Origin of the sequence: Schaedlerella arabinosiphila, from assembly GCF_003885045.1 — a bacterium.
Taxonomy (GTDB): domain Bacteria; phylum Bacillota; class Clostridia; order Lachnospirales; family Lachnospiraceae; genus Schaedlerella; species Schaedlerella arabinosiphila.
This window is the reverse complement of record NZ_RHJS01000002.1, coordinates 5,663,944-5,689,061: the sequence shown is the minus strand read 5'-3', so window position 1 is coordinate 5,689,061 and position 25,118 is coordinate 5,663,944. Positions and strand designations below refer to the sequence as shown.

The following is a 25,118-nucleotide window of genomic DNA, read 5'->3' as shown; positions in this document are numbered from 1 at the left end:
TTAGTGAAAATATTCCAGCAAATCAGAACAGAAGGCGGGTCTGCGTCCGGTCGTTCTGACTGCCGCGGTATATGGATCTAAGACTCCTGGTTCTTAACATAGATCGCCCAATTCTGCTCTCCGTCGTCTTCGATCTTCACGTCTTCGAAGCTCTGGATGTAAGATTTGAACTGGGAATATCCGTAGTCATGAACCTTGAAATCCCCGAACCGGTTCCGGATCCGGTTGCCCAGCGTTCCCAGGGAAACTCCCTGTTTTCCCGCATATTTGATCTGCTGCAGTATGTATTCCTCCAGCAGGTCCTTCCGGCTCTTGTCCTCATACAGCATCACGGAAACCTTGGTTCCGTCCTGCTTTAGTTTCAGCTTGGGAAACGTCTCAAGAAATTTGGACAGCAGGCTGTATCCGTACCTCCGCACGTCAAAATCAGGATACAGCTTCAAAAGACGGCTTCCCACCTCGCCGAGGCCGGTCTCCTTGTCGTCGTTTTGGTTTTCCATGATGATCTTGATCACAGCTTCTTCGATCTGATTCTTCACCACATCCACGCTGCTGCGCTTGAGCTCCTTGGCAGACGTAGATACCGCAGGCGCTTTTTCTGTATTTTCCATTGTGCTGTCTTCCAGAAGAAGCTCCAGTACCGTGAAAATGTCGCAGGCTTTTCGGAAGGGGATGGGCGTCTTGTCCTCTCCCATACCGATCACCAGCTTGCCGTTTTCCCTGAGACGGCTGGCCAGCTTCGTAAAATCGCTGTCGCTGGAAACCAGGCAGAATCCTTCCAGCTCGCTGGTATACAGCATGTCCATGGCGTCGATGATCATCGCGGAGTCTGTCGCATTCTTTCCGTATGTATAGCTGAACTGCTGGATCGGCGTGATACTGTTCTGAAGCAGGACCTCCTTCCAGCTCAGATTGTACGGGCTTGTCCAGTCCCCGTAAATCCTTTTATATGTGATATTGCCGTACTTGGACAGTTCGTCCATGATCGGCTTGATGTACTTCGCAGAGACATTGTCTGCGTCAATCAAAAGAGCTATTCTATCCTCTATCATTCTTACCTCCTCTATAGTAATTTCTTTTTCCAGACCTCTCCTTTCATGTCCTTCCATTCAAACATCCCGTTCTCATACGTGAGATAGCCGTGCGGGGAGCCTTCCTTGGGAATGGATACGGAGCCCGGATTCAGATACCAGAACGCCCCTGTCTCCTCACATGCCGGAATATGTGTATGTCCGTTCAGCAGGATATCCCCTGCCTTGAGCATGGGCGGATGGTTTGGGTTGAATACATGGCCGTGAGTCGCGAACATGGTCTTCCCGCCGATTTCCAAAAAACAGTAATCTGCCAGAATGGGAAATTCCAGAACCATCTGGTCTACTTCCGTGTCGCAGTTCCCCCTTACGCAAAGCAGCTCCTGCTTTACGCCGTTGAGCATGGAAATAACCTCCTTCGGCTCATATTCCCTGGGAAGATCGTTACGCGGTCCATGATATAAAATGTCTCCTAACAGCACCAGCCTGTCGGCGTGTTCCCTCCGATATGCCCCCAGCATCTGCCGGCAGTAGTACCCGGAGCCATGTATATCCGACGCGATCATCAGCTTCATCGTTCCTCTTCCTTTCCATGTATCTTTTCCTAATTTTTCCTTCTCTAGTATATCCCAAAAACCGACCCAGCGTCAAATCATTTTCTCTCCAAAACCGCCTGGAAATTCCCTCTTTTTCTGTGAATCACATTCCCTGATACCGGCGGGAGAAGAGCTGCAGCCCTGACCAGACAGGCACTGCCATTTTGCTTCCCGGGCATCTCCGAAAACATACCGCTCCTACTGCCCCCGGACGAGATACCCGTGTCCCCGGATCTGCGACGCCATGTCCCCGGAGGCGTCCAGAAGGATAACGGAACGGTTCTTTGCCGCCGCGGTTTCATCCAGCGCGCCGTCCTTCTGGTCGTTGATGTAAAACGGATTCTCGTATCCGGTTCCGGCCGTTTCCAGCCTTATCCCGTCGATCCCCTGTTCCATCAGCAGCTCCCGCACCGCCTCCGCCCGTTTTCCTGAAAGGCTGATGCAGCTCTCAAGATCCCCTGTTTTGGCTGTGGTTCCCACCAGCATGGCCTGAAACTGGGGGTGCTCTTTCATATACCCGGCCACACCCTCCAGCACCTTTTTTGCGGCTTCCCTGTCCACCAGCTCGTCCGTATCCGGCAGAAAGGCAATGGTTTCCTCTCCGAAGCTGACCGCGTCCAGCTCATCCAGATCAATCTCTTCCCAGACCAGCGCGGAAGCCTGTTCCACCACCGGCATGACGGATACCGCCGGCACCTCCCCCTCTGCATAAACCGCGGACAGGGGCAGGTCTGTCCGAAATTCCACCCGCTTCGCGCCTGCCCTGTCAAAGATCCCCTTCCAGATCTCGGTCAGCCGCTTCCGGTCTCCCTCTGTGATCCGCGACTGGGGTTCGGCCACGTCTCCCAGATTGTAAAAGCAGACGCTTTCTATGCCCTTCAGATCCGGAACCGCGTCTTGTTCCTCCAGCGCGTCCAAAATCTGTTCCGTCTGTATCCCATCCAGCGTGCTCTCCGTAAAGTCCAGCGGCGGAACGGTGGTCAGGCCGGAATCCAGGATGACCAGTTCCTTTCTGCCGCCCTCCTCCGCGTTCAGATGCCGGGCCGCAAGAGCCGCCGCGGACAGCAGGTCGCTTTCTCCTGTCCGGGCCAGCATCTGGTCTGCCAGTTCCAGGATCTGCCGCGCCCGATCCTCCGCAATGGATCTGTATTTTTCACGGCTCAGCCCGGCCTTTGTTTCCGGAATGTCCACTACCGACGCATAGGGGGCGCCGTCGTTTACAATGAGGGAAATGCTTGAGCCGCTCTGCCCGCAGGCTTCCAGCACGGAATCATAGATGAGGGAGGTATTTGCCCTGGGTGCGTTGGCGTGGGCACCCAGAATGACCGCAAGATGAACCGCCTGCTCCTCTTCCTTTTTTGATGCGCCGCAGCCCACGGCAGATGCCAGTACTGCCAGAGCCAGAAACACAAAGCGGCAGATGTTGTTCACACGGATTCGGTTTCCTTGTTTTCTCACAGCTTCATCCCTCCTATTGCCTGTACCAGTTTGCTTTCCTCCAGAAGGAGCGTGGCTGCGTTGGCGGTTCCGTCTTTTTCCGCAAGCCTTCTGCGGGCGTGGATTTTGAAATACTGTCTGTACAGTTCGATCTGCTGCCGCATGGTCTCGTACTGCTCCCTGTCATATTCTTCCAGGTCGCACTCCGAAAGCTCCTGCTCCAGCTCCGCGATCTGAACCTGGTATTCGTCCCGCTGCTGTCTCAGACGGACATTCTGCAGGCGCAGAAGCTGGCGTTTCTTTTTTTCCGGGTCTTTTTCATAGCTCAGTCCAAAGCAGACCGCGCTGGTCGCCAAAGGTTCCAGCAGCAGGATCAGGGCGCATGCGTTCTGCGCCATGGTAACCCCCTGAATATCCGTCTCCTGAACCGCCGTCTTCCGGGGCCGGATATTCTGGAGCCATACGGCCTGGGGGTCTGTATTCTTCGGCCGCACTTCCCGCAGCTCTATATTTTCCGGCTCCAGATCCTGAAAGGGCTGGCCCTGCAGCCCCCCGTCCGTCATCGCCGAACCATTTCTCTCTGTGTCCCGGACTCCGGAAATGACGATCCCGGTTTCGGATGCGAACAGATCCTGCCGCGAGGTCCACCGCAGGATTGCCGTGGAGATGAACAGGATCAGGAACACCCCTGAAAACGCCGCCATCTGCATTTTTTTCAGTCCGGACCGATCCTCCTGGTCGTTGAGACAGAGTGCCAAAAGCACCGGGGCGATATTCAAAGCCCCCGCGATCACGATGGTGATAATGACCGTCAAAATCTGCTGCTCTGTCATCTGCAGTTCAAATATACTGTACAGTGTTGCCATGTCTGCGATCATACAGACCACAATGATGCCGTTCTTCACATAGGGATTCTGCAGAAAGCTCTGCCCCGCATTCTGCTTTTCTATTTCCGCCTTGACCATTGCGTGATTCTGTCTCTTTCGGACGCGCCGTGCATTATAAAACATTTTCCTCCTCCTTTTTCTGCTTCTTCTCTGCCTGTTTTCACTCCCGATCCATGCCCCTCCTCCGGGTACTTTTTCCCGTTCCCTTTCACATTTCCTCCCGCCTGTTTTTCTCGATCTGCACCTCCACCTCCTGCTTTTCCAGCCTCAGCCGCTGAAGCTCCACGTTCTGGATCTCCCGGATTCCCAGGCATGCCCGCTTATGGGCCTGGGCCTGGCGGTCGATGTCGGTGATCCCCAGATTGCAGGTGATATTGATCACCGGGTCAAAATAATTCTCGTTATACCTGTCGCAGTCCACGCTGGCCAGAAATGTATCGATCTCCTCGTCCAGCGATTTGGAAAATTCATAGATCCGCTGGGGAAATTCATATGTAACCGGGCGGATTCCCACATGCTTCGATGCGTGGCAAAACATGGCTCCGAAGTCCAGTTCCTTGCAGCCCCGGGGCAGCCCTACCGGCTTCAATGTCCTTTTGAACAGTTTATTTAGCCTTTCCCGCATATCGGATGACCTCCTTCACATAATCGTCGTCCTCCTTGTGCCAGTTCCGGTATAGCTGGTAGGCCCGGTTGTCGATGCTGACCTCCGGCACCGCCCTGGCGTCCCACTCCCGCCTTCCCCAGTTGTACAGCGCGCCGTGGCAGTAGCAGGAGAGCAGCGCCCGAAGCCTTGCCGCCGCGGCCAGAAGCTCTTCCTCCATGATCACCTCTTTTGTTTCCAGCCCCTTCTGCACCCGGACGATCTCACCGAACAGCTCCCTGCGCCTGGATTCCCGGAGTTTGTCCTCCTGCTTCCCGGATTCCGCCGCCCGGATCTCCCGGATGGATTTTGCCGCTTTATTTGGGGCGGATTTGGAAGGCGCGCCCTTCTGATTCAGGGCCGTGTAGTCCATGAGCAGCCGCTTAAGCTCCACCCGGGACGGGGACAGCGCCTCCTCCATCTGCTCCATCAGCTTGGCGGAATAATATTCAAAGTCTTCCTGTTTCCTCTTGATAAACCCGGACTGCATACAGCCCCATTCGTCAACCTTAATAAACCCCTTCCTGGCGTGCAGCCAGCCCGAAAAAAATACGAAAAACCGGGGGGTATGTATTCCTTTTAACCGCGCCGTACGGCATGGCAAACTATAGTCTCTCATAGAAAATCCTTTCGTATCTGTACCTGTTATTTTTCCCATATCCCGATCACCAGCACGGTCATGTCGTCCTGGGGCGGCTCCCCGGTCCAGTTCAGCACCTGTTCCAGGATGTGGTTGGCCATCTCCTTTGGGTTCACCAGAAGGGTGCCCTGGATGATCGTCTCCAGGAGGATGTCCTGCTCCCCCACCGGAAGCGCGTCCATCACGCCGTCCGTCACCATCACCACAAAGTCCCCGTCGGACAACTGCCGCTCCACGGAATCGATCTCGATCTGGTGGAGTACCCCGATAGGCAGGCTGGTGGAGCTTAAGTGCTCCACCTTGTCCTTCTGGCGGATAAAGGTGGATGAGGCCCCGGCCTTGATCAGCTCGCAGGTGCCTGTATAGAGATCGAACACGCTCATGTCCACCGTCGAATAATGGATCTCCTCCCGCCCCATGACCAGGGTGGTGTTGATCATCTGGATGGCTGTTTTTTCCGGAAATCCGGCTTCTAAGAGTTCCTCCAGAAGCTCAATGACCAGCGTGCTCTCCTGGCACGCCTTTTCCCCGGAGCCCATGCCGTCGGACAGGGCCGCGGCCAGCCTTCCCCTGGGAAGATTGAGCATCATAAAATTATCCCCGGAAATCTGGCTGCAGTCTTTTCCGATCCTGGCAACCCCCTGCAGGGTATAATAGGTGGGCCCTTCCTGACAGATGATGGTGGTGTATTCCCGTCCCACTGTCTGGGCGTATATCCCCTCCGGCACCAGCCGGCGGCCCATGACCTCGGAAACCGTCCTGACCAGTTCCTTGCAGGTGATATTCACATCCTGCATAGCCCGGGCGGTCACATGAACCTCATACTTTCCCTCCCGGTTCATAAAGAAATTGGTATACAATACCCGGACGCCCCTTTTTTTCAAAGCGGCAACCAGCCGTTTTTCCAGACGGTCGTCAATAAACAGGCTGTCCTCCAGTTCCTTTGCCGTCACCCGGATCATATCCGCGAAGGTGTCCATCTGGATCGCGCAGCCTTCCCTGCTCTGTGCCATCCGGTTGAGCCACATCATATTCTGCCTGGCGCTGTGAAACGCCTCCAGCATTTCCCGCAGGAAACGCGGCGCCATGATGCAGCACTGCTTCAGCTTCCGTTTCGTCTCGGTATTGAGTTCATTTCCATAGGTGTCCACCGCGGAGAGCACCTCATAACCCATCTGGTATGTATGTACAAAGTTCTCCCCCCAGCACCAGGCGCATTTCTCGCAGCCCTTGCAGACCTTCTCCTTCACCCAGTCGAACATCCCGTCGATCTCCTCGCTTGTAAATGACTGCTTCTTTTCCCCCATCTGCAGAAACGCATGGGAAAGCTGCTTCAGGGAATCCGCAAATCTCTCAATCTGTGTCACATAAGGACTGGTGTGCAATACTTGTCCATCCTCCATCTCTATCCCTCCTGACTGCCGCAAGACAGCAAAAAACTCCAGGTATCTCCCTGGAGTTTCTCTTTCGTATCCGATATTCCCTTACAGTTTTATGCCTGCCCGGACGCGGGCTGCAGCGCGGCTTTGCTACTCCTCCGGCCGGAACAGGATCTCATTTGGATCTACCAGCCCCAGCTTTTCCTCTGCCACGTCCCTGATGTAATCGTCGCTTTTTACATATTCCTCGTATTCCTTCAGCTTGTCGAAACGGGTATTCTGCTCTTCGATCTGGGCCTTGAGCTCCGCCTCCTGCTGCTTGTAGATCTGGTTGCGCGCGTAGAGGCTGACCGAATTAACCGCCAGCATGGCCGCCAGCATTCCCAAAACGGTGTAAATGATCACAATGCTTCTTTTATGCTGCCGGAAGATGGACGTACCCTTTCGGCTGTGTTTCCTGCCCGCAGGCGCCTTTTTCCTTTGACTCATACGCATTCCCCATTATGGCCATTCGGCCGTTTCATAAAGTATCCTCTTATTATTCTATTCGCTTTTCTTTCTTTTTTCAAGTTTATTCTTCCACTTTGCGGATGTTTTTTTCAACAGGATTTTACAAAAAAATGCCAGAAAATTCCCAACCACTAGTCCTAGTATGAAGAACCATCTGACACTCCCATAAGTTGTATGATACATCTGCCGAAACAGATAAGCGCTGATTCCGATCCAATAAAAAAAATCCTCCGTACTGACCGCTGCCGCGGAATGTGGGACAAGCTTTCTCAGCAGCAGCAGTATCTGATAGCAGGAAAATGTAACGATCCCCGACAGGCCCGCATACACGAAAATCACGGCCTCTTTTCCGATTCCCAGCATCATGGGGCTGACCTACTTGAATAATTTTGCGAAAAAGTTATCGTTCGGGTGTCCCGCCTGGCTCACGCTGGAATATGCGATGCTGTCAATGTTTCCCGACAGATCCACCTCGCCCTTCTCCACGCTGAGCCGGTTCACGTGCAGATCCGTCCCCTTGACCATCAGCATCCCCTGTTCCGTTTCCAGTAGAATTTCATTCAGGTCAAAGGAAAGCACATCCAGCACTCCTGTGACCATACTTGTCTTCCGGTTGTTTACCACCAGCTTATGTGCCTTTACAGGCTGCCGTTCCTCCATATCTGTTCCCCCTTTGCCATATCTGTTGATCCTGTAACCCAATTCCGGCTCCATACACCTTTTTATATATATGAGGGGTTGTTTTATATTATGCCTGTTTGCAGAAAATTTCCAGCTGTGCGGTTACCCATTCATGGATTCAGAACAAAGGGGATTCCAAAATGATCACAGATATCGGAACAAATCCTTTGCTTCTTCCTTCTTTGTCGTATCCTGGATGTCCAGCACTTCGACCTTCACCGTCTTGGTACCGAACTGGATCTCGATGACGTCCCCCACCTTGACCTTCACGGAGGCTTTTGCCACATTGCCGTTCACAAGGACGCGCCCGGCGTCGCAGGCTTCATTTGCCACGGTCCGCCGTTTGATCAGCCGTGATACTTTTAAAAATTTATCCAGTCTCATAAGTTCCTCCTATGGAATAAAGTGTGCGCATCCCCCGGAGGGTTTTTGCATACGATGATATACAAAAAGCCTGCATGATCTGATCATGCAGGCTTTACCGCACATCCTGATTATGAATTCACAGCATCCTTCAAAGCCTTGCCTGCTTTGAACTTCGGTGCCTTGCAGGCAGCAATCTTCATTGTATTGCCGGTCTGCGGGTTTCTTCCTTCTCTTGCTGCTCTGGAAGTCACTTCAAATGTACCGAATCCAACAAGCTGAACCTTCTCACCCTTCTTTAATTCTTCCGTTATAACTTCAACAAAAGCTTTTACGGCTTTCTCGGCGTCTTTTTTGGAAATCTCTGCATTTTCTGCGATTGCTGCTACTAATTCTGTTTTGTTCATGGATGTTTCCTCCTCTTTATTGTACTAGAACAACATTCATTCTATAGATTAATGTGAAGACAAAGCCCGCACGCCCACAGCCGACATGCCTGTGCTAATTGCCTTTACGTACTGTTATACCTGTTTCTATGATGTTTGTCAAGGTATTTCCTCGTATTTTGGCTATTTCTTGTTACTATCCGCAGTAACTTTGCCTTCGGATTCCAGGAGTATCCCCTTACATCATCTTATCAATCATCGCCAGGACTTCTTTGCCCATTGCTGCGGATTTCGCGTCTGCGTCCTCCATGGAGGTTCCCTTCACGCCGTAGTAGAATTTTACCTTGGGCTCGGTGCCGGAAGGTCTTACACATACCCATGCGTCGTCCGTCAGGTCGTAGTACAGCACGTTGGAGGAAGGCAGCCCGGTTCCCGTCACTTCTCCGGTCTCCATATCCTTGATCGTATCCGCCTTGTAATCCCTTGCCTTGAGCACCTTGTAGCCTGCGATCTCTGTCGGAGGATTCTTCCGGAGAGTCTCCAAGATCTCCTGGATCTTCGCAAGCCCTTCGATTCCCTTGAGGGTGATGGACTGGATGTCGTCCTTGTAGTATCCATAGCGGTCATACATAGCGATCATCGCATCCCAGAGGGTCATGTCCAGTGTCTTGTAGAAAGCCGCCGCCTCGCAGAGCGCCATAGTAGCCACAATGGCATCCTTGTCCCTTGCATGGGTTCCGATCAGGCATCCGTAGCTCTCTTCAAATCCAAAGAGGTACTCGCCCTTGCCGCTTGTCTCAAATCCAAGGATCTGCTGTCCGATGAACTTAAATCCGGTGAGGCATTCGATCAGGTCCACGCCGTAATATTTTGCAATGGCATCTGCCATGTTGGTCGTTACAATGGTCTTGATAAACTTTCCGTCCGCCGGAAGGCCGCCGTCGATCTCCTTCTTCTCGCCGATCTCATAATCTGCCAGGAGACACCCGGACATATTGCCGGTGAGGGTGTGGTATTCGCCGTTCTTGTCCTTTACACGGACACCAAGCCTGTCCGCGTCGGGATCTGTAGCCAGCACGATATCCGCGTCGATCTCTTTTGCCAGCTTCAGGCCCAGCTCAAATGCTTCCTCTGCTTCCGGGTTGGGGTAAGACACGGTCGGAAATTCGCCGTCCGGCAGTTCCTGTTCCTTTACCACGTATACATTTTCAAAGCCCAGCTCCTTTAAGATCCGGCGCGCCGGGATATTGCCCGTGCCGTGGAGAGGCGTGTAGACGATCTTGAGGTCCTTTGCAGCCGCGTCGATGGCGTCCTGATGCTTCACCTGCTTTTTCAGCTCCGCTATGTATGCATCGTCAATGGCTGCCCCGATGGACTCGTAAAGCCCTGCTTCCTTTGCCGCATCCTTTGACATGGTCTTCATGGTGGTATAGTCCTCAACGGCCTTTACCTCGTCCATGATCCCCTTGTCATGGGGCGGTGTGATCTGCGCGCCGTCCGCCCAGTATACCTTGTATCCGTTGTACTCCGGCGGATTGTGGCTTGCGGTGATGTTGATCCCGGCGATGCAGGAGAGCTTGCGTACTGCGAAGGAAAGCTCCGGAGTGGGACGAAGGGATTCGAACACATAAGCCTTGATCCCGTTGGCCGCCAGGCAAAGCGCCGCCTCCTCTGCAAATTCGGGCGACATGCGGCGGGAATCAAATGCGATCGCAACCCCTTTGTCAGCGCTTCCGTTCTTGATGATATAATTTGCCAGTCCCTGAGTCGCTTTCCTGACTGTATAAATGTTCATCCGGTTTGTTCCTGCTCCGATGATCCCCCGCAGCCCGGCCGTACCAAATTCCAGATCCATGTAAAAACGCTCTTTGATCTCGTTGTCATCCTCCCTGATGCCTTCCAATTCGGCCTTGGTGTCCGCATCAAAATAAGGGTTTGACAGCCATTCCTGGTATCTTTCTTTGTACTCCATCATAGTACCTCCTAATATGATTATATCCTCTATATAACCTTGTATCAGTTATATGCTGTACTTATTATACATCAGCTTTTTATAAAAAGAAAGTGAATATCTTTTGCAAAAACCGAATTTTTTCTTCTGTCTGCAAAACCGAGGTCTGCAGTTTTTCTACGCTTTTTTCGGGAATCCACGCTTTGTTGGAATGGTAGTAGGTGTTGGCGGTCTTCCAGAATTTCTCCGGATAGGCGGCTTTAAGCGCGATGACCTCCAGTTCTCCCGGCGACATCGGCCTGACCTCCGCGTACGCCTCCAGCATGGCGCGGCCCAGCGATTCCTTCCATTTATGCTTTTCCATGACCTTGCGCAGGAAATAATACAGATCCAGAACCTGCACATCCCGGTGGAAATGGTCGAAATTGGTGGTGGCCATGGCAGGCACGCCGATCCGCTCCTGTCCCGGCAGCATCAGGATGTTGTGGTAATTATAATCCCCGTGCACCATCAGACCCTCTTCCAGGCTCTTCCGGTAGATGCCCTCGTACTCCGAGTCCTCCAGCCGTTTCGTCACCTTCGACGCAAGCTGATACATGTTCTCAAAATATTTCAGGAACAGATATTCAAATTCCCCTTTGTTTACCTTGTTCCGAATGTAGTTGCGCACTTTTTTCAGCTCCCGGTTATGGCAGAGAAATTCCTCCTTCAGATGCCTTCCCGCGGGAGGGCACAGCTCCGGGTCAAAGTCCGGATCTACGGCGGCGTCCTGTATCCGGAAGCTGTCGCCTGCAGAATGTCCGGAAATATCCCGCCAGCACATTTTCTGATGAAGGCGCCCCAGGTTTCTCACCGCTTCCAGCACATCCGTTTCCCGGCGCACGTCGCACTCCCGCCCTGCGTACCATTTTTTCAGCATATACCGGGCCTGGCCGCGGGAAACGCTGACCAGCTCCTTCTCCCTGTTCCGAACCGGAGTATCCACATCCGGGTACCCCGCCGACTCCAGATGGCGCAGCAATGTATACAGTAAAAGGGCACGCCGGTCAGATACTGCCGCCTCCTTCAACACCATTGTTCCTTCTTTTGTCTCGCAAAAAAATGCACCCCTGATCTTGCGGGTGCTCATCACTTCGACGTCATATTGCTCCAAGACTTCCAGCTCGTACTCTCTCATGGCTGCCCCCTCATATTCGATGTTTGTACCTGTTCAGTACCCCCGCGTATCCGGCTGCAGGCCCGCGCAGATTGCCGAAGGCAGCGTGGCCTGCTTCCGCAGCCATTGTACTGAACAGTTACCTGAATGATTCGCTGATCACCAGCTTTTCTATATCTATGAGAGAAAGAGCCCGGGTATGCTAAAGTCCAAGCTTTTCTTTTACGTATTCACACAAAATTTCTTTTTTGTTGCAGTCCGGGTCGTCGATGACCCATTCCAGCAATTCCTGGAGCATGCTGCCAAGCTTCTGTCCGGGCTCCATGCCGATCTCCATCAGATCCTTCCCAGTCACGGCCAGGTCGTGCAATGTCACGCAGTTCTCCTGTACCAGTGCTTCCTGATACAGTTCCCGCATCTTGATGATATTTTCCACCTTCTCACGCTTCTGGTAGACGCTCTGGGCCTTCACATCCGCCAGGCGGACCGCCAGATAGTAGGGGAACAGCTCCACGCCGATCCGGTTCATGGCCCGGCGCACGTTCTGGGGCGTGGCTTCCACACGGTAATCGTGGTAGCACACCAGCCGGGTCACTTTTTTGATGGTCTCGTTGTCAAATTTGAGCCGGCGCATCACCACGTTTGTGAGCTCCTCACTCACAATCGCGTGCCCTTTGAAATGATCCCGCCCGTTTTCATCCGTAGACTTCATGGCCGGCTTTCCCATGTCGTGAAACAGCATGGTGAGCCGGAGGATCTTGTCTCGTTTTACATTTTTGATGGCATGGATGGTGTGCTCCGCCACATCATATTTGTGGTGCGGGGTATTCTGCGCCACTCCCTCCATGTCGTCCCACTCCGGCAGGATCACCTTCGTGATCCCCAGGCGGTACGCCTCCCGAAGCTGCTCCGGATGGTTGGAAACCAGGATCTTCAAAAGCTCCGTCCGGATACGCTCCGCGCTGACATGCCGCAGGGAAGGCGCCAGCTCTTTGATGGCCGCCTCCGTAGACTTCTCGATGGAGAAGCCAAGCTGGGCCGAAAAACGGACGGCCCTGAGAATCCGCAGGGCATCCTCGGAAAACCGTTCCTTTGGATTTCCGACGCACCGGATCAGGTGGTAATTCAGATCCTTCATCCCGCCGAACGCATCCACCAGGCGCACATCGTCATTGTATGCCATGGCGTTGATGGTAAAATCCCGTCGTTTTAAGTCTTCTTCCAGATTGTTGGTAAACCGGACTTCCTTTGGGTGGCGGTTGTCCTCGTAGACTCCGTCGATCCGGTATGTGGTTACTTCAAAACTCTCCCTTCCCAAAAGCACGGTCACGGTTCCATGTTCAATCCCGGTGTCCACTGTCCTGCGGAACATCCGCTTGATATCCGCCGGCTTTGCCGAAGTGGTGATATCCCAGTCCTGGGGCTTCTTCGCCAGGATCGAATCCCGGACACAGCCGCCCACCGCATAGGCGTCATACCCATGCATCTGGAGATTCAGAATAATCATCAGTACTTTATTTGGCAATACAATCTTCACACCAACACATCCTTTTGAAATAACTGCCGATTTGCCTGTTTCCGCGTTTTATACCTGCTGCGGGCCGCTCCTTGGCCAAGGCGAGGCCTCTAGCTTATAATTCGCAGTTCTTCACGGTCCTCGGGAACGGCACCACGTCACGGATGTTGGCCATGCCGGTGAGATACATCACGCAGCGCTCAAAGCCAAGCCCGAAGCCCGCGTGGCGGGTGGAGCCGTATTTCCTCAGATCCAGATAGAACCCGTAGTCTTCTTCTTTTAAATTCAGTTCCTTCATCCTTGCGCGCAGCTTGTCGTAGTCGTCCTCCCTCTGGCTTCCGCCGATGATCTCCCCGATTCCGGGCACCAGACAGTCCACTGCCGCAACGGTCTTGCCGTCGTCGTTCTGCTTCATATAGAACGCCTTGATCTCCTTGGGGTAATCCGTCACAAAGACCGGACGCTTGAATACCTGCTCGGTGAGGTACCGCTCATGCTCGGTCTGCAGGTCGCATCCCCAGGATACTTTATACTCAAACTGATCGTTGTTTTTACTTAAAATGTCGATGGCTTCCGTATACGTCACCTTCGCGAAATCCGACTCTACCACGTTTTTCAGCCGCTCCAGCAGCCCCTTGTCCACAAAGGAATTGAAGAAATTCATCTCCTCCGGCGCCTGCTCCATGACATAGGAAATGACGTATTTCAGCATGGCCTCCGCCAGCTCCATATTGTCCTCCAGATCCGCAAAGGCGATCTCCGGCTCGATCATCCAGAACTCCGCCGCGTGCCGGGTGGTGTTGGAATTTTCCGCCCGGAAGGTGGGACCGAACGTATATATGCTCCGAAACGCCTGGGCATAGGTCTCGCCGTTGAGCTGGCCGCTGACCGTCAGGCTGGTCTCTTTTCCGAAGAAGTCCTGCGCGTAATCTACGCTTCCGTCCGGATTTTTCGGGAGATCCTCCATGTCCAGCGTAGTCACCCTAAACATCTCGCCCGCGCCCTCGCAGTCGCTGCCTGTGATCAGCGGGGTATGCACGTAGACGAAGCCCCGCTCCTGGAAAAATCTGTGGAGGGCATAGGCCGCCAGCGACCGCACCCGGAATACGGCCTGGAATGTATTGGTCCTGGGCCGCAGATGGGAGATCGTCCTGAGATATTCGAAGCTGTGACGCTTCTTCTGCAGGGGGTAATCCGGCGCGGAGGCGCCTTCCACCGTCACCTCTTCCGCCTGGATCTCGAAGGGCTGCTTCGCCTGGGGCGTGGCCACCAGGGTACCGGTCACGATGATCGCCGCGCCTACGTTCTGCTTTGAAATCTCCTGGAAGTTGTCCATTTTATCATGATACACGATCTGCAGCGGCTCGAAATAAGAACCGTCATTTACTACGATAAAGCCAAATGTCTTGGAATCCCGGATACTGCGAATCCATCCTCCGACTGTCACCTGCTTGTCCAGATAGCCGTCCCTGTTCTTAAATAACTCCCGAATTGTCACTAATTCCATCTCAAAATACTCCTTTATTTACTGTCGCCTGTCTGCGCGGCAGCCGGATCGCCCGTCCGCGTCTCTTCGGCAATTTCATTCACGCTTTACAGTATATCTGTTTCCACGGATAAAATCAACCTCTTCGTCCGCCAGTATCCCAAAAATTTTATTGTTCCTGCCCGAAGATATATTTTATCAAAAAAAGAATTGACAAAACCATTTTGAAGTTCTATACTGAACACGTAATATAGTTTGTTACTCAACTAACTAACTAGATAAGTGAGGTGATATCATTGTATGTCAATCCGGACCTGGATAAGCCCATCTTTATCCAGATCGCAGAACAATTGGAGGACTCGATCTTTACCGGGACGTTCCCGGAGGAAACAAAGATCCCCTCCACAAATGAGATCTCCGTTCTTCTGAACATCAATCCCCATACGGTCCTTAAGGGCATGAACCTGCTGGTGGATGAGGAGGTCATTTATAAAAGGAGGGGACTTGGAATGTATGTGAGGGAAGGGGCGGTGGAGCGGATACGCAGGAAGCGGCAGGGCCAGTTTTTCAGCCAGTACGTCGCCTCCATGGTCCGCGAAGCGGTGAAGCTTGAGATGTCAAAGGAGGAGCTTATGAGATTGATAGAAAGGGGTTATGAAGATGAATGCAATCCAGATCAATAATGTTATGAAGCGCTACGGCCGTGTAACCGCGCTTGAGAATGTCTCTTTTTCATTCGAGCACGGCAAGATCTACGGGCTGTTGGGGCGAAACGGCGCCGGCAAGTCCACCCTGATCAACCTCATCGCAAACCGGAGCTTTGCGGATGAGGGGGAGATCCTGATCGACGGGCTGCCCGCAAAGGAAAATATGGCGGTGCATGAGAAGCTCTTCTGCATGTCTGCTCAGGATTTGTACGACAGCAGCCTGAAGGTGCGGGATATTTTCAAATGGACCGACCGGTTTTATGACCATTTCCAGAAGGATCTGGCCTTTGAGATCGCGGAACGTTTTCCCTGGATACGCGGAAACGGTTTCCGGCCCTGTCTAAAGGACAGCAGTCTATATTGAAGCTGGCCATTGCGCTGGCGCTGGACGTTCCCTATGTGATTTTCGACGAGCCGGTGCTGGGCCTGGACGCGAACCACCGGGAGCTGTTCTACCATTTCCTGCTGAGGGACTATGAAAAACGCCAGAGGACGATCATCCTGGCAACCCACCTGATCGAAGAGGTAGCCAATATCATCGAGGAAGTGGTTCTCATTGACCGCGGAAAATTCCTTCTCCAGGAGCCGGTGGAAAGCCTGCTGGAGAGGGGGTACTGCGTCTGCGGGCCCGAGGACGCGCTGGAGGACTACTGCAGGGGCCGGCATGTGATCGGCAGGGATGAGTTAGGCGCCATGAAGCTGGCTTATATCCTGGGCAAAAAAGAAGAACTGCCCCATGGCAGTCCGCTGCAGATCTCCAATATGAATTTACAGAAATTATTCGTAAAACTGACTGAGAAAGGTGGCTTGTAACTATGAAAAAACTACTTACAGTGATCCGATACGAATGTGAAACTTCCTTCCAATACATCTGGGTATTTTACCTGGCGCTGGCCTGTATCATCCCGGCTATATCCGGCATCATTTTTCTTCTGGCCTCTAAGGTCGGAAGCATAAACTGCCTGGAGCTTAATTCCATCATCTTTGTCAGCATCGTCGGTATCCTGCAGATGAAAGAAGATTTCCGGATGCTGATGCAAAACGGCTTTACAAGGACGTATATTTTCCTCGGCACCATGGCCCAGTTTGTCTTTATATCCGGCCTGATGTCCCTTGTGGATACGCTTTTGGGAACCGCACTGCGGGTACTTCTGTCCGGCTATTGCAATTATCAGACCATATTCGGCAGCCTGTACGGATACGGGCACCCGGCGGTACTTGGCTGGCTCTGGCTGTTTCTGGTCTACCTGCTGTTCAGCAGCCTGTGTTTCTTCTTCGCCCTGGCCTTAAACCGGATGCCCAAAAAAGTCTCCATATTTATCGGGGCTGCCGCCGGGGTCCTCCTGATTCTGGGAGCCTCCGTCCTCTTCGGAACAGGACCGTGGGACTCTTTCAAGCACCGGTTTGCTGCGCTTGCGGCAAAAAGCTTCGGCTTCATGGCCGACGGCACGATACGGCTGGTATACCCGCTTTTCCTGCTGCTTTTGTATGCCGGGTTGCTGAACGTCTGCTCCTACCTGTTCATACGCCGCGCGGAAATCAATGACCCTGCCGCGAAAAGTCTATTTTCTTTAGAATAACATGGGATAAAACGAACGTATTGTGGATGGTATCATGGAGAACCCCCATTCTCCGTGGTACTTTTTTTGTGAACTTTCCTCCTGCTTCGCCCCTCCCCCTGGGTATTACAGTATTTATGAGAATCTGATCTCTCCGTTAGACAGCCTTGCGTTGCACATGGATGTAACCTGCTTCAAGCGGGCCTTGATATCGCAGATGGTCAGCACCAGCCCCGGATATGCAATGTCCGCAACCAGCTTGCATCCGCCCAGGTTTTCGATCTCCTCCTGCTTCTTTGCCAGCTCTTCGTCCATCTGTTCCAGCTTGATCCGGTTGACGGAAAGGTCAAACTGAAGCCGCTTCATACGCTCCAGCTTATCCGGGCTGTTGGGACGTTTTTCCAGCTTTTCCAGCTCGTCTTCGGCTTCCTCGATCACCGCTGCCAGCTCCTGCCGCTCGTATTCCATACAGGGCTCGCCGCCTAAATAGATGCGGGTCTGGCTTTCGGATTTTGATCCGATGACTTTGGCGCTGACTTTCTTTCCCGCCCGAATCCGTCCGCCTACGATGATGCCCCTGCCGGACCGGACTTCAATCTCCCCGTCGCTGTATACTTCGCTGTTGACGATACAGTCGGCCTGCAGGTTCGCCCGCGCATGGACGATGCTGTTTTCCAGATATTTTGCAAAGACATTGCCGTCTGCCCTGACGACCGAATCGGTATTGCCTACAATCCCCTTGGCTACGATCAGGTCTCCTCCTGCCTCAACAGTGGCTGACTCTACGACTCCGTCTACCGTGATATTCCCCGCCGCCTGTACGCTGAAACCGCTGCACACTCTGCCGTGGATATGCACGTCTCCCATATAGTTGATATTGCCTGTAGAATAATCTACGTTCTCGGCGATCTCCAGCACGGCCCTGACCTGAAAACTCCTGCCCACGTATTCCACGTGTCCGGCCTGGGTTGCCAGCAGCTTGGTCCCGTCCTCGCTGATCTCCGTATTCTGTCCTTTGGTAAGCGGCGCTTCCTTGCCGTCCTTGGCCGGAAGCTCCTGGCCGAGCACTGTCCGGCCCGGTTCGCCCTTTGTCGGCAGGATCGCTTCGCAGATCACGTCCCCTGCTTCTACGCTCTGGAAGAAATGGAGCGACGCATAGTCCACCCGGTCATGCTCATCCACTTCAAACTTCCGTTCCACGACCTTCTCGAAGCGCTCGATGATCTGGCCGTCTTTTCCGTTGTGCGCCGGTATTCCCTTTGCCAGTGTAAACAGGGAAAAATAAGGGTTCTGTTCCCCCGGCAGACGTCCGAGCAGCCCTTCGTCCACTCCGAATGTAACTTTGCTGACCTCAAGCGCTTTGTCCAGCATCTCCCGGTCCAGTTCTTTTCCTTCTCCCACCGGCGGAAATACCATCAGCCAGGCGGAAAGCTTGTCGGCCGAAATGTGGATAATCGGCAGCGCATCCATCACGATCGGCGGCGGCGCCTGTTCTTCCGGCTGTGTACCCTGTTCTGCTGATACGTTCTTTGCTGCCTGGGACTGCGCGTCCTGACCTGGCGGTGTGTCTTTTTTTGCTGCGGACTGCGTGCCCTGCTCTATTGATAAAGCCTTCTGAGCGTCCGCCTTCTCCTGTACCTTGGCTTCCCAGGCCCTTATCTCTTTGAGACGGGCATTGGCAGCCAGTGTAAGCACCCTCTGCAGGCGTCCCAGCTCCTTCCTCAGTTCAGACTGGGAAAAATCTTCACGGCCTTCCAGCCGCAGTCTGGGACTTGACAAACCTTTTGCCCGCTGAACCCGCATTCCACACAACGTATGCAATGCATGCTCCCGAGGTAACTCCAGCTCCACTTCGGCGGCAGGTGGTGGCGGCGGCGCTGCGGCGGCTTGCTCCTCCTTCTTTTCAGTACTCTCCTGCAACAAATGCTCCGGAACCTGTTTGTCTCTGACTTGCTCTGATTTCGATCCGAAAAAACGAGACCAGATTTTTTGATTTTTGAAACCCATGCATTTCACCTCCTTTACATGGAGTTCACAGTGTATAGTTCTGTAATTTTATTATACACTGTGACAGGCTGAACTAGCAAGCAATAAATATCCGATTCCAATAGATTCCTGTTTTTTGTGTGATGAATGGGCTTAACTGCTGTGAATGGCCGCGACGCATTGATTGCATGTCACGATTCCTGCCTACGCACGACCGCGCACGCTATGATAAATGCCAGGAAAAGTACGGCGGCAATCATCCATCCGGTCAGAGCCGCGGCCCCCTGTCCCGCAAATTTGTCATAGTATCCTTTCAGATAGATCACGGTGATGACCAGGGGCAGGACGTAGGACATGTAGCCCTCCAGCCATTCCGGGAATCGGATACCTTTGCCGTGGTTGGCTTCTTCCAGGAAATGAGCCCAGCCCCAGCCGTTTTTTCTGGTGCAGAAGAGCACATACCCCAGGCTTCCCAGCGGAAGGAGGTTATTTGACACAATGAAATCCTCCAGATCCAGAACGTTTGTCCCCGCCCCCAGCGGCTCAAAGCCGGCCAGCACATTGAAGCCCAGCACGCAGGGCATACTCAGGACGATGATCAGGACTGCGCTCACCAGCACGCTTTTATTTCTGGACCAGCCGAAGATATCTATATCAAAGGAAATGATATTTTCAAATACGGCTACAATGGTGGTAAATGCCGCGAATGTCAGGAACAGGAAAAACAGCGCGCTCCACACCTGTCCTCCCGGCATCTGGGCAAATATATTCGGAATGGTAATAAAAATCAGGCTCGGCCCTGCTCCCGGTTCAATGCCGAAGGCGAAGCAGGAGGGAATGATGATAAATCCGGCCATCAGCGCCACAAAGGTATCCAGCGCCGTGATGCTGATGGCTTCTCCCATCAGGCTTCTCTCTTTTCCGATATAGCTGCCGAAGATCATCATGGCGCCGATGCCGATGGAGAGCGTGAAAAACGCCTGGCTCATGGCCCCGAAGATCACATTTCCGATGCCCATCTCTTTCATCCGGGCAAAATCGGGCACCAGGTAGAAACGGATTCCTTCCCCGGCCCCTTCCAGGAAAATGGAATGAACCGCCAGCACCACCATGATAATCAGAAGCGCGCTCATCATGAACTTGGAAACCCGCTCGATCCCTTTCTGGATTCCGAACTGGCAGACCGCGAAGCCGATGATGCAGATCAGCGTCGTCCAGAACGCCATCATCGGGGCATTGCCCAGCATGTCCGAGAATCCCGCCGTCACCTCTTCTGTAGATGCCCCCGCAAATTCTCCTGAAAAGCTGCGGAAGCAGTAGTACATCATCCAGCCGCCTACCGTGGTGTAGAACATCATCAGCAGATAGCTTCCGACAATGCCGACCCATTTTGTGATATGCCAGCCTGTCCCCTGGGGCTCCAGCCGTTCGAAGCCCGCCGCAACACTGCGGCCGCTGCCACGCCCGATGGCAAATTCACAGGTGAGCACAGGGATTCCCAATACCAAAAGAAATATCAGGTAGATCACAATAAACGCCGCGCCCCCAAATTCCCCGCACATGTACGGGAACTTCCATACATTTCCAATGCCGATTGCACATCCGGCAGATACCAGAATAAAACCCAGCCTGGAACCAAATTTTTCTCTCTTCACTTTGATTTCCTCCTCATGTTTCCTTGGTAAGGGATGCCTTTAGATATGCCTAAGGTCATCCCGCTATGGCCGTTCGGCCGTTTCGCAAGGTATTCCTATTTTATCATAGGATGCTAAAGGTCGGCAATGTAAAAATTTATTCAAGTTCATCCAAAAATAAGGCGTTACAATTTATGGTATAACCAGCCGCAAGTTGATTATGGTTTGTTGACGTATGTAAATATTATGTATATAATTGATTTACAAAAAAGAGAGGTCACAGGCTCAGTTCACTGTAGAAAGGAGCGGATGGAGCGGGAGGATAAAGCCGGAATTGGATATGTAGACTTTATTTTCTATCCGGAAACAGATAAAAGGGCGGATGGAATTATTCTGGAACTAAAGGTTGATCATACGGCTGAATGAGGCGTAGCCGGCAGCTACGCCGATTGAAGTCAACGCAGTCCGATGGAAAATTAGCCAAGGAGGTGTGTTGGAATATAATGCGGTCACTACACTAAGTATACCGGACGGATTTTGGGTGTAGGAATCGCGTATAATAAAAAGACCAAGGTGCATACCTGTAAAATGGAAGTTCTGCGGGATGCATTATAAAAAGCGGGAGGTGATTATATTTTGAAGCATTCTATGAAAAATATTGGAAAATGGGGACTGGTATTTAGTGTGTATACACTTTTTATACTTATAATAGACGGGTATTTTGGAATTGGTATGAGAGATCCGTGGGATAAGTTTAAGAAATGGGGAAATAAAAACCGGCGTTTAAAATAGCGGCCCGGCAACAGGCCGCAGGTAAACCGGAATAGATCAGGGGCTGCCTGGAATTAGTTGCTCAAAGAGCATATGTTCCGGCAGCCCTCTTTCTTTATTTCTGTGCTTCAATCAGCTTATTCAGCCCTTCCAGCACTTCTTCTTTGGAGCAGGCCCCGAAGGAAAACACATTCCGGATCGGCATGGATGTTGCCATGGCAGCGTTCATCTCGTCGGTGATGGCTTCGCTTGCTTCATCGGATGAGCCGCCGAAGAAGGAGGTCATCTTGTCCGCCAGATATTTTCCGTACTCCATGGTCCGCTCATCGGAGAGCAGCTCGCCCAGGGTGGTGTTCAGGTGGAGCTTGAGCGGCGGTTTGACGGAGGACTTCATCTGTACGGCGGATGTCAGGCGGATATCGCGGGAGGATGCGCCGATCAGGATGTCATATGTTCCGCTGGCTGAATACCAGTCCTTCATGTCGGTATTGTACCATGCGAAGCTTCTGTGATCCAGGGTCATGGTCACGGTCTTTGTCTCGCCTGGTTCCAGGGCAACCTTTTCATAGCCCTTTAATTCCTTGTCCGGGCGTCGGCAGGCGCCGCTGTTATCACGGACATAGAGCTGAACGATCTCCTTTCCAGGCACATTTCCCGTGTTGGTGACATCCACGCTGACCGTCAGAGTATCCTTTTCCGTCAGCTCGTCCTTGTCCAGCTTCAGATTGCTGTATGCAAATGTAGTGTAAGACAGTCCGTAGCCGAAGGGGAACGCCACCGGCATTTCCTTGGTGTCGTAATAACGATATCCCACGAATACACCTTCATGGTAAACGGTTTTCTCTCCCTCTCCAAAGTTCAGATAGGACGGGTTGTCCGAAAGCTTCAGGGGGATTGTCTCCGCAAGCTTTCCGGATGGATTGACCTTTCCGTATAACAGGCTGACCTCGGCCTCTCCCACGGCCTGGCCGCCCAGGTAGGCTTCCAGAAGGCCCTTCACATCAGCGAGCCAGGGCATTTCCACCGGGGAACCGTTGTGGAGAACCACGATGGTATTCGGCTGCACCTTTAGGATTTCCGCAATCAGACGGTTCTGGCACTGGGGAAGTCCCATGTGCGCCCGGTCATAGCCTTCCGACTCGAAGCTGTCCGGAAGCCCGGCGAAGATCACCGCTTTGTCCGCATTTTTTGCCGCCTCTACGGCCTCCGCCGCAAGCGTCTCGTCATATACATCCTTGTCCGCCGCAAACCCTTCGGCATAGGTGACGTTTCCTGAAATCTCTTCCATCCGGGAAACGGCATCTAATGCGCTGCTGACGCGGAAGCTGTTGATATGGGAACTTCCGCCGCCCTGGAAACGCGGTTTTTTTGCAAATCCGCCGATAAATGCAACTTTTTCGTCTGTTTTCAGCGGAAGTACGTTTTCATTTTTCAAAAGAACCATAGACTGCTCTGCAGTATGGCGGGCAAACTCGTGATCCTCCTCCATGGTAAAGGGCTGCTCCTTCCGGTTGTCCAGCCATTTGAAGGAAATGCGGAGGATCCGCTCTACGGCACGATCCAGCACAGCTTCATCCAGCGTGCCGTCTTTTACCGCCTTTATAATCTCCTGGTCGCCTGCTCCTCCGGAAGTGGGCATCTCCAGTTCCAGTCCGGCTTTGAGGGCAGGCACGCGCTCATTGACCGCGCCCCAGTCGGACATCACATACCCTTCGAAGCCCCATTCCCCGCGGAGCACGTCCGTAAGCAGCCAGGGATTTTCCGAAGCGTAAACGCCGTTGACCCGGTTGTAGGAGCACATCACCGTATAAGGCCGGGATTTTTTCACCGCCGTCTCAAAGGCCGGGAAATAAATTTCCCGCAGGGTTCTCTCGTCTGCCTCCGAAGAATTGCTCATACGGTTGTATTCCTGATTATTTGCTGCAAAATGCTTGATGGACGTGCCAACATGCTGAGACTGCACGCCATTGATAAATGCCGCTGCGGTCTCCCCTGCCAGGTAGGGATCTTCGGAATAATACTCAAAATTCCGCCCGCACAGCGGAGAACGCTTGATGTTGACGGCCGGACCGAGGACGACTGACACGTCTGTGGCCTGGGCTTCCCTTCCGATGGTCTCGCCCAGCTCCGTCATCAGTTCCCGGTCGAAAGAGCATGCGGACAGGCAGGCCGGCGGAAAGCAAACCGCTTTGATGCTGTCATTGATCCCCAGATGATCGCCTTTGTCATCCTGTTTGCGCAGTCCGTGAGGGCCGTCGCTGACCATGACGCTGGGAATCCCCAGCCGTTCCACATTTTTCAGATGCCAGAAATCAAGGCCGGAGCACATGCCCGCTTTCTCTTCCAAAGTCATTTTGGAAATCAGTTCTTTCAGATTACGTTCCATAAGTGTACACTCCTTTTTATGATGTAGTTTTTTCTATTAAAAAGGATAGCATGTGCTTAGAAAAAAATATAGCAATATCTTGCGAATTATAGTAAAATCTTGCTATAAGTTGCCGTGTCATAATGGGATGCATACCGGAATGACTCCAGCGCAGTATCGGAAGTATTATCGGGAGGAGGAGAGCTGGTGAGGAAAAGATAAGACAAATGTACATACAGCCCTGTCCACTTGTCTCTTCGCTTCACGGGTATAGATAATTTCGCCTTGTTCTTTTCTCATTATATCTGCAGACTTTTTTCCACATATTTGAATGAAATCGCGTCCCTTGGTGCAGTCTCAGTATAGGCCAGCTCTTTATGCATAAAAGTAATAATCTCGCTTTTTGTCATCTTGCCGAGTTTATCAATAACAATGTCAAGAATACTTTTATCTGCATCCGAAAGAGCCGGAAATTCAGACGTATTTTTTAATGAAAAGTGATATGCGTTCGTCTCTCCCATATCTATTTCTTCACACGGAACATCCTTAAGATCAATAATTGAATTATGGCCTACCGGCACTGCTCCCATCGGCAAAGCTTGATATATCAAACCGGTTATGGCAAATCCTCTGTTTTTATATGAAAGAGCATCGGCATACCACATCAGCTTCATAAGTTTTACTTTATAAAGGCTTGTGACCTTTACAGATGCTGCAAAATAGCGAATTACGTCTACTGCCTTATCTAAGGAAAGCCCTGTGTTTCCATGAAGCAATTGATTCCCTTGATATTTTGCATAATTGGCCTCAATCGCCTTACGCAAATATGAATCCCAATCTTTTTCATATAAAGCGGTTGCCGTATCTAAATACCTTTGATAAGATTCTGCCGGCAGATTATCTTTCGCATCATGTAATAGGGACAAGAACCACTCCGGATCCAGGTCAATCTTCTTTAGTATCGTATCATGTGCCTTATCCTGTACCTGATGGCTCTCATACCTTGTGATTGTCTTTCCGCCCCATCCAAGAAGAATGCATAGATCACTCTGGCTGATTCCATACTTTGTACGGATACCGCTGATTTCTGCAGACGTTAAAAATCCTTCTGCCCTTCTATAGGCATCTTTAAGTCTTACATCATTTTCCTGTATCTGCTGTTCATCCATGTACAGCTCTCCTGCTGCATCACAGTACAAATAAAATGCATCATAATCAACCTTCACATTCTTAAAGGCAGCCTGGTCATTAACAAGAACTGTTTTCACTTCATGCTCTTCCATGCAACATGTGCACAAACGTTTTTCGCTTTTAATAATTTTCATATCCATGAAAACACCTCCCTATTTCTTTCTATATGGAAACCTCCCCGGTATGAATGCATTCTCTGCAAAGTGGAAAGACATTACAAATGCTGCAGTATTACCATATATT

The 25,118-nt window shown here is 52.1% G+C and carries 24 protein-coding genes and 1 pseudogene; 5 read left to right on the top strand and 20 right to left on the bottom strand.

Translation table 11 applies throughout. From position 1 onward, the window contains the following. Nucleotides 1–77: 77 nt before the first annotated feature. The 16 genes from EBB54_RS26745 to asnS form a co-directional block, all read right to left on the bottom strand. On the bottom strand, nt 78–1,049 hold the full coding sequence (locus EBB54_RS26745) for an NYN domain-containing protein (RefSeq protein WP_125131071.1): 972 nt from the start codon (nt 1,047–1,049) through the stop codon (nt 78–80). Between the two features lie 14 nt (nt 1,050–1,063). Further along, a complete protein-coding gene (yfcE, locus tag EBB54_RS26740; RefSeq protein WP_125129700.1) occupies nt 1,064–1,606 on the bottom strand; it encodes a phosphodiesterase in 543 nt (180 codons plus the stop codon). A 219-nt stretch (nt 1,607–1,825) separates the two neighbouring features. Then, entirely contained in the window at nt 1,826–3,085 is a 1,260-nt protein-coding gene (locus EBB54_RS26735) for an OmpA family protein (RefSeq protein ID WP_125129699.1), read from the bottom strand. Further along, the gene (locus EBB54_RS26730; RefSeq protein ID WP_125129698.1) at nt 3,082–4,074 is read right to left on the bottom strand and encodes a hypothetical protein; all 993 of its coding nucleotides are present in this window, start codon (nt 4,072–4,074) and stop codon (nt 3,082–3,084) included. Before EBB54_RS26730 ends, EBB54_RS26735 begins: the two co-directional genes overlap by 4 nt. Nucleotides 4,075–4,159: 85 nt before the next feature. Then, the gene (locus EBB54_RS26725; protein ID WP_004074665.1) at nt 4,160–4,576 is read right to left on the bottom strand and encodes a hypothetical protein; all 417 of its coding nucleotides are present in this window, start codon (nt 4,574–4,576) and stop codon (nt 4,160–4,162) included. Next, on the bottom strand, nt 4,557–5,252 hold the full coding sequence (locus EBB54_RS26720; RefSeq protein ID WP_243127828.1) for a hypothetical protein: 696 nt from the start codon (nt 5,250–5,252) through the stop codon (nt 4,557–4,559). Before EBB54_RS26720 ends, EBB54_RS26725 begins: the two co-directional genes overlap by 20 nt. Then, entirely contained in the window at nt 5,240–6,637 is a 1,398-nt protein-coding gene (locus tag EBB54_RS26715; RefSeq protein ID WP_004074662.1) for a SpoIIE family protein phosphatase, read from the bottom strand. Before EBB54_RS26715 ends, EBB54_RS26720 begins: the two co-directional genes overlap by 13 nt. A 126-nt stretch (nt 6,638–6,763) precedes the next feature. Then, nucleotides 6,764–7,102 (bottom strand): FtsB family cell division protein, encoded by a 339-nt coding sequence (locus EBB54_RS26710; RefSeq protein ID WP_004074660.1) that lies wholly within the window; start codon nt 7,100–7,102, stop codon nt 6,764–6,766. Nucleotides 7,103–7,156: 54 nt separating this feature from the next. Beyond that, a complete protein-coding gene (gene yabQ, locus EBB54_RS26705; protein WP_004074658.1) occupies nt 7,157–7,489 on the bottom strand; it encodes a spore cortex biosynthesis protein YabQ in 333 nt (110 codons plus the stop codon). Between the two features lie 9 nt (nt 7,490–7,498). Continuing rightward, nucleotides 7,499–7,783 carry a sporulation protein YabP gene (gene yabP, locus EBB54_RS26700; RefSeq protein WP_004074656.1) on the bottom strand — a complete coding sequence of 95 codons (285 nt, stop codon included), beginning with the start codon at nt 7,781–7,783 and terminating at the stop codon, nt 7,499–7,501. 165 nt (nt 7,784–7,948) lie between these two features. Then, a complete protein-coding gene (locus EBB54_RS26695) occupies nt 7,949–8,188 on the bottom strand; it encodes an RNA-binding S4 domain-containing protein (protein ID WP_004074655.1) in 240 nt (79 codons plus the stop codon). 110 nt (nt 8,189–8,298) lie between these two features. Next, a complete protein-coding gene (locus tag EBB54_RS26690) occupies nt 8,299–8,574 on the bottom strand; it encodes an HU family DNA-binding protein (protein ID WP_004074654.1) in 276 nt (91 codons plus the stop codon). 217 nt (nt 8,575–8,791) lie between these two features. Then, nucleotides 8,792–10,525: a phospho-sugar mutase gene (locus EBB54_RS26685; RefSeq protein ID WP_125131067.1), complete on the bottom strand. Its 1,734-nt coding sequence runs from the start codon at nt 10,523–10,525 to the stop codon at nt 8,792–8,794. 79 nt (nt 10,526–10,604) lie between these two features. Continuing rightward, nucleotides 10,605–11,681, bottom strand: a complete 1,077-nt coding sequence (locus EBB54_RS26680; RefSeq protein WP_125129697.1) for a protein kinase family protein — start codon at nt 11,679–11,681, stop codon at nt 10,605–10,607. A 181-nt stretch (nt 11,682–11,862) separates the two neighbouring features. After that, entirely contained in the window at nt 11,863–13,197 is a 1,335-nt protein-coding gene (locus EBB54_RS26675; RefSeq protein WP_004074648.1) for a CCA tRNA nucleotidyltransferase, read from the bottom strand. Between the two features lie 94 nt (nt 13,198–13,291). Next, entirely contained in the window at nt 13,292–14,683 is a 1,392-nt protein-coding gene (gene asnS / locus EBB54_RS26670) for an asparagine--tRNA ligase (RefSeq protein WP_004074646.1), read from the bottom strand. Between the two features lie 275 nt (nt 14,684–14,958). Here asnS and EBB54_RS26665 point away from each other — a divergent pair, with 275 nt between their 5' ends. Genes EBB54_RS26665 through EBB54_RS26655 form a run of 4 tightly spaced genes read left to right on the top strand, consistent with a single transcriptional unit; the run spans nt 14,959 to nt 16,949 of the window. Continuing rightward, entirely contained in the window at nt 14,959–15,345 is a 387-nt protein-coding gene (locus EBB54_RS26665; RefSeq protein WP_125129696.1) for a GntR family transcriptional regulator, read from the top strand. Then, entirely contained in the window at nt 15,317–15,733 is a 417-nt protein-coding gene (locus EBB54_RS31490; RefSeq protein ID WP_243127827.1) for an ATP-binding cassette domain-containing protein, read from the top strand. The genes EBB54_RS26665 and EBB54_RS31490 overlap by 29 nt, the downstream gene beginning before the upstream one ends. Next, entirely contained in the window at nt 15,730–16,182 is a 453-nt protein-coding gene (locus tag EBB54_RS31485) for an ATP-binding cassette domain-containing protein (protein WP_243127826.1), read from the top strand. Before EBB54_RS31490 ends, EBB54_RS31485 begins: the two co-directional genes overlap by 4 nt. A 2-nt stretch (nt 16,183–16,184) precedes the next feature. After that, complete coding sequence (locus EBB54_RS26655) at nt 16,185–16,949, top strand: hypothetical protein (RefSeq protein WP_125129695.1); 765 nt, start codon at nt 16,185–16,187, stop codon at nt 16,947–16,949. Between the two features lie 114 nt (nt 16,950–17,063). Here EBB54_RS26655 and EBB54_RS26650 read toward each other — a convergent pair whose 3' ends face one another. Together EBB54_RS26650 and EBB54_RS26645 are read right to left on the bottom strand one after the other, a co-directional pair. Then, nucleotides 17,064–18,707 (bottom strand): DUF342 domain-containing protein, encoded by a 1,644-nt coding sequence (locus EBB54_RS26650; RefSeq protein ID WP_243127825.1) that lies wholly within the window; start codon nt 18,705–18,707, stop codon nt 17,064–17,066. A 398-nt stretch (nt 18,708–19,105) separates the two neighbouring features. After that, the gene (locus EBB54_RS26645) at nt 19,106–20,569 is read right to left on the bottom strand and encodes a sodium-dependent transporter (RefSeq protein WP_125129693.1); all 1,464 of its coding nucleotides are present in this window, start codon (nt 20,567–20,569) and stop codon (nt 19,106–19,108) included. Between the two features lie 285 nt (nt 20,570–20,854). Here EBB54_RS26645 and EBB54_RS32580 point away from each other — a divergent pair. Next, nucleotides 20,855–21,163 (top strand): annotated as a pseudogene (locus EBB54_RS32580) (AAA family ATPase); the annotation flags it as partial. 271 nt (nt 21,164–21,434) lie between these two features. Here the strand turns inward: EBB54_RS32580 and EBB54_RS26635 are convergent. Beyond that, nucleotides 21,435–23,705, bottom strand: coding sequence for a glycoside hydrolase family 3 C-terminal domain-containing protein (locus tag EBB54_RS26635; protein WP_125129692.1), 2,271 nt, complete (start codon nt 23,703–23,705; stop codon nt 21,435–21,437). A gap of 278 nt (nt 23,706–23,983) precedes the next feature. Further along, nucleotides 23,984–25,015, bottom strand: coding sequence for a type II TA system antitoxin MqsA family protein (locus EBB54_RS26630; protein ID WP_125129691.1), 1,032 nt, complete (start codon nt 25,013–25,015; stop codon nt 23,984–23,986). Nucleotides 25,016–25,118: the final 103 nt, after the last annotated feature.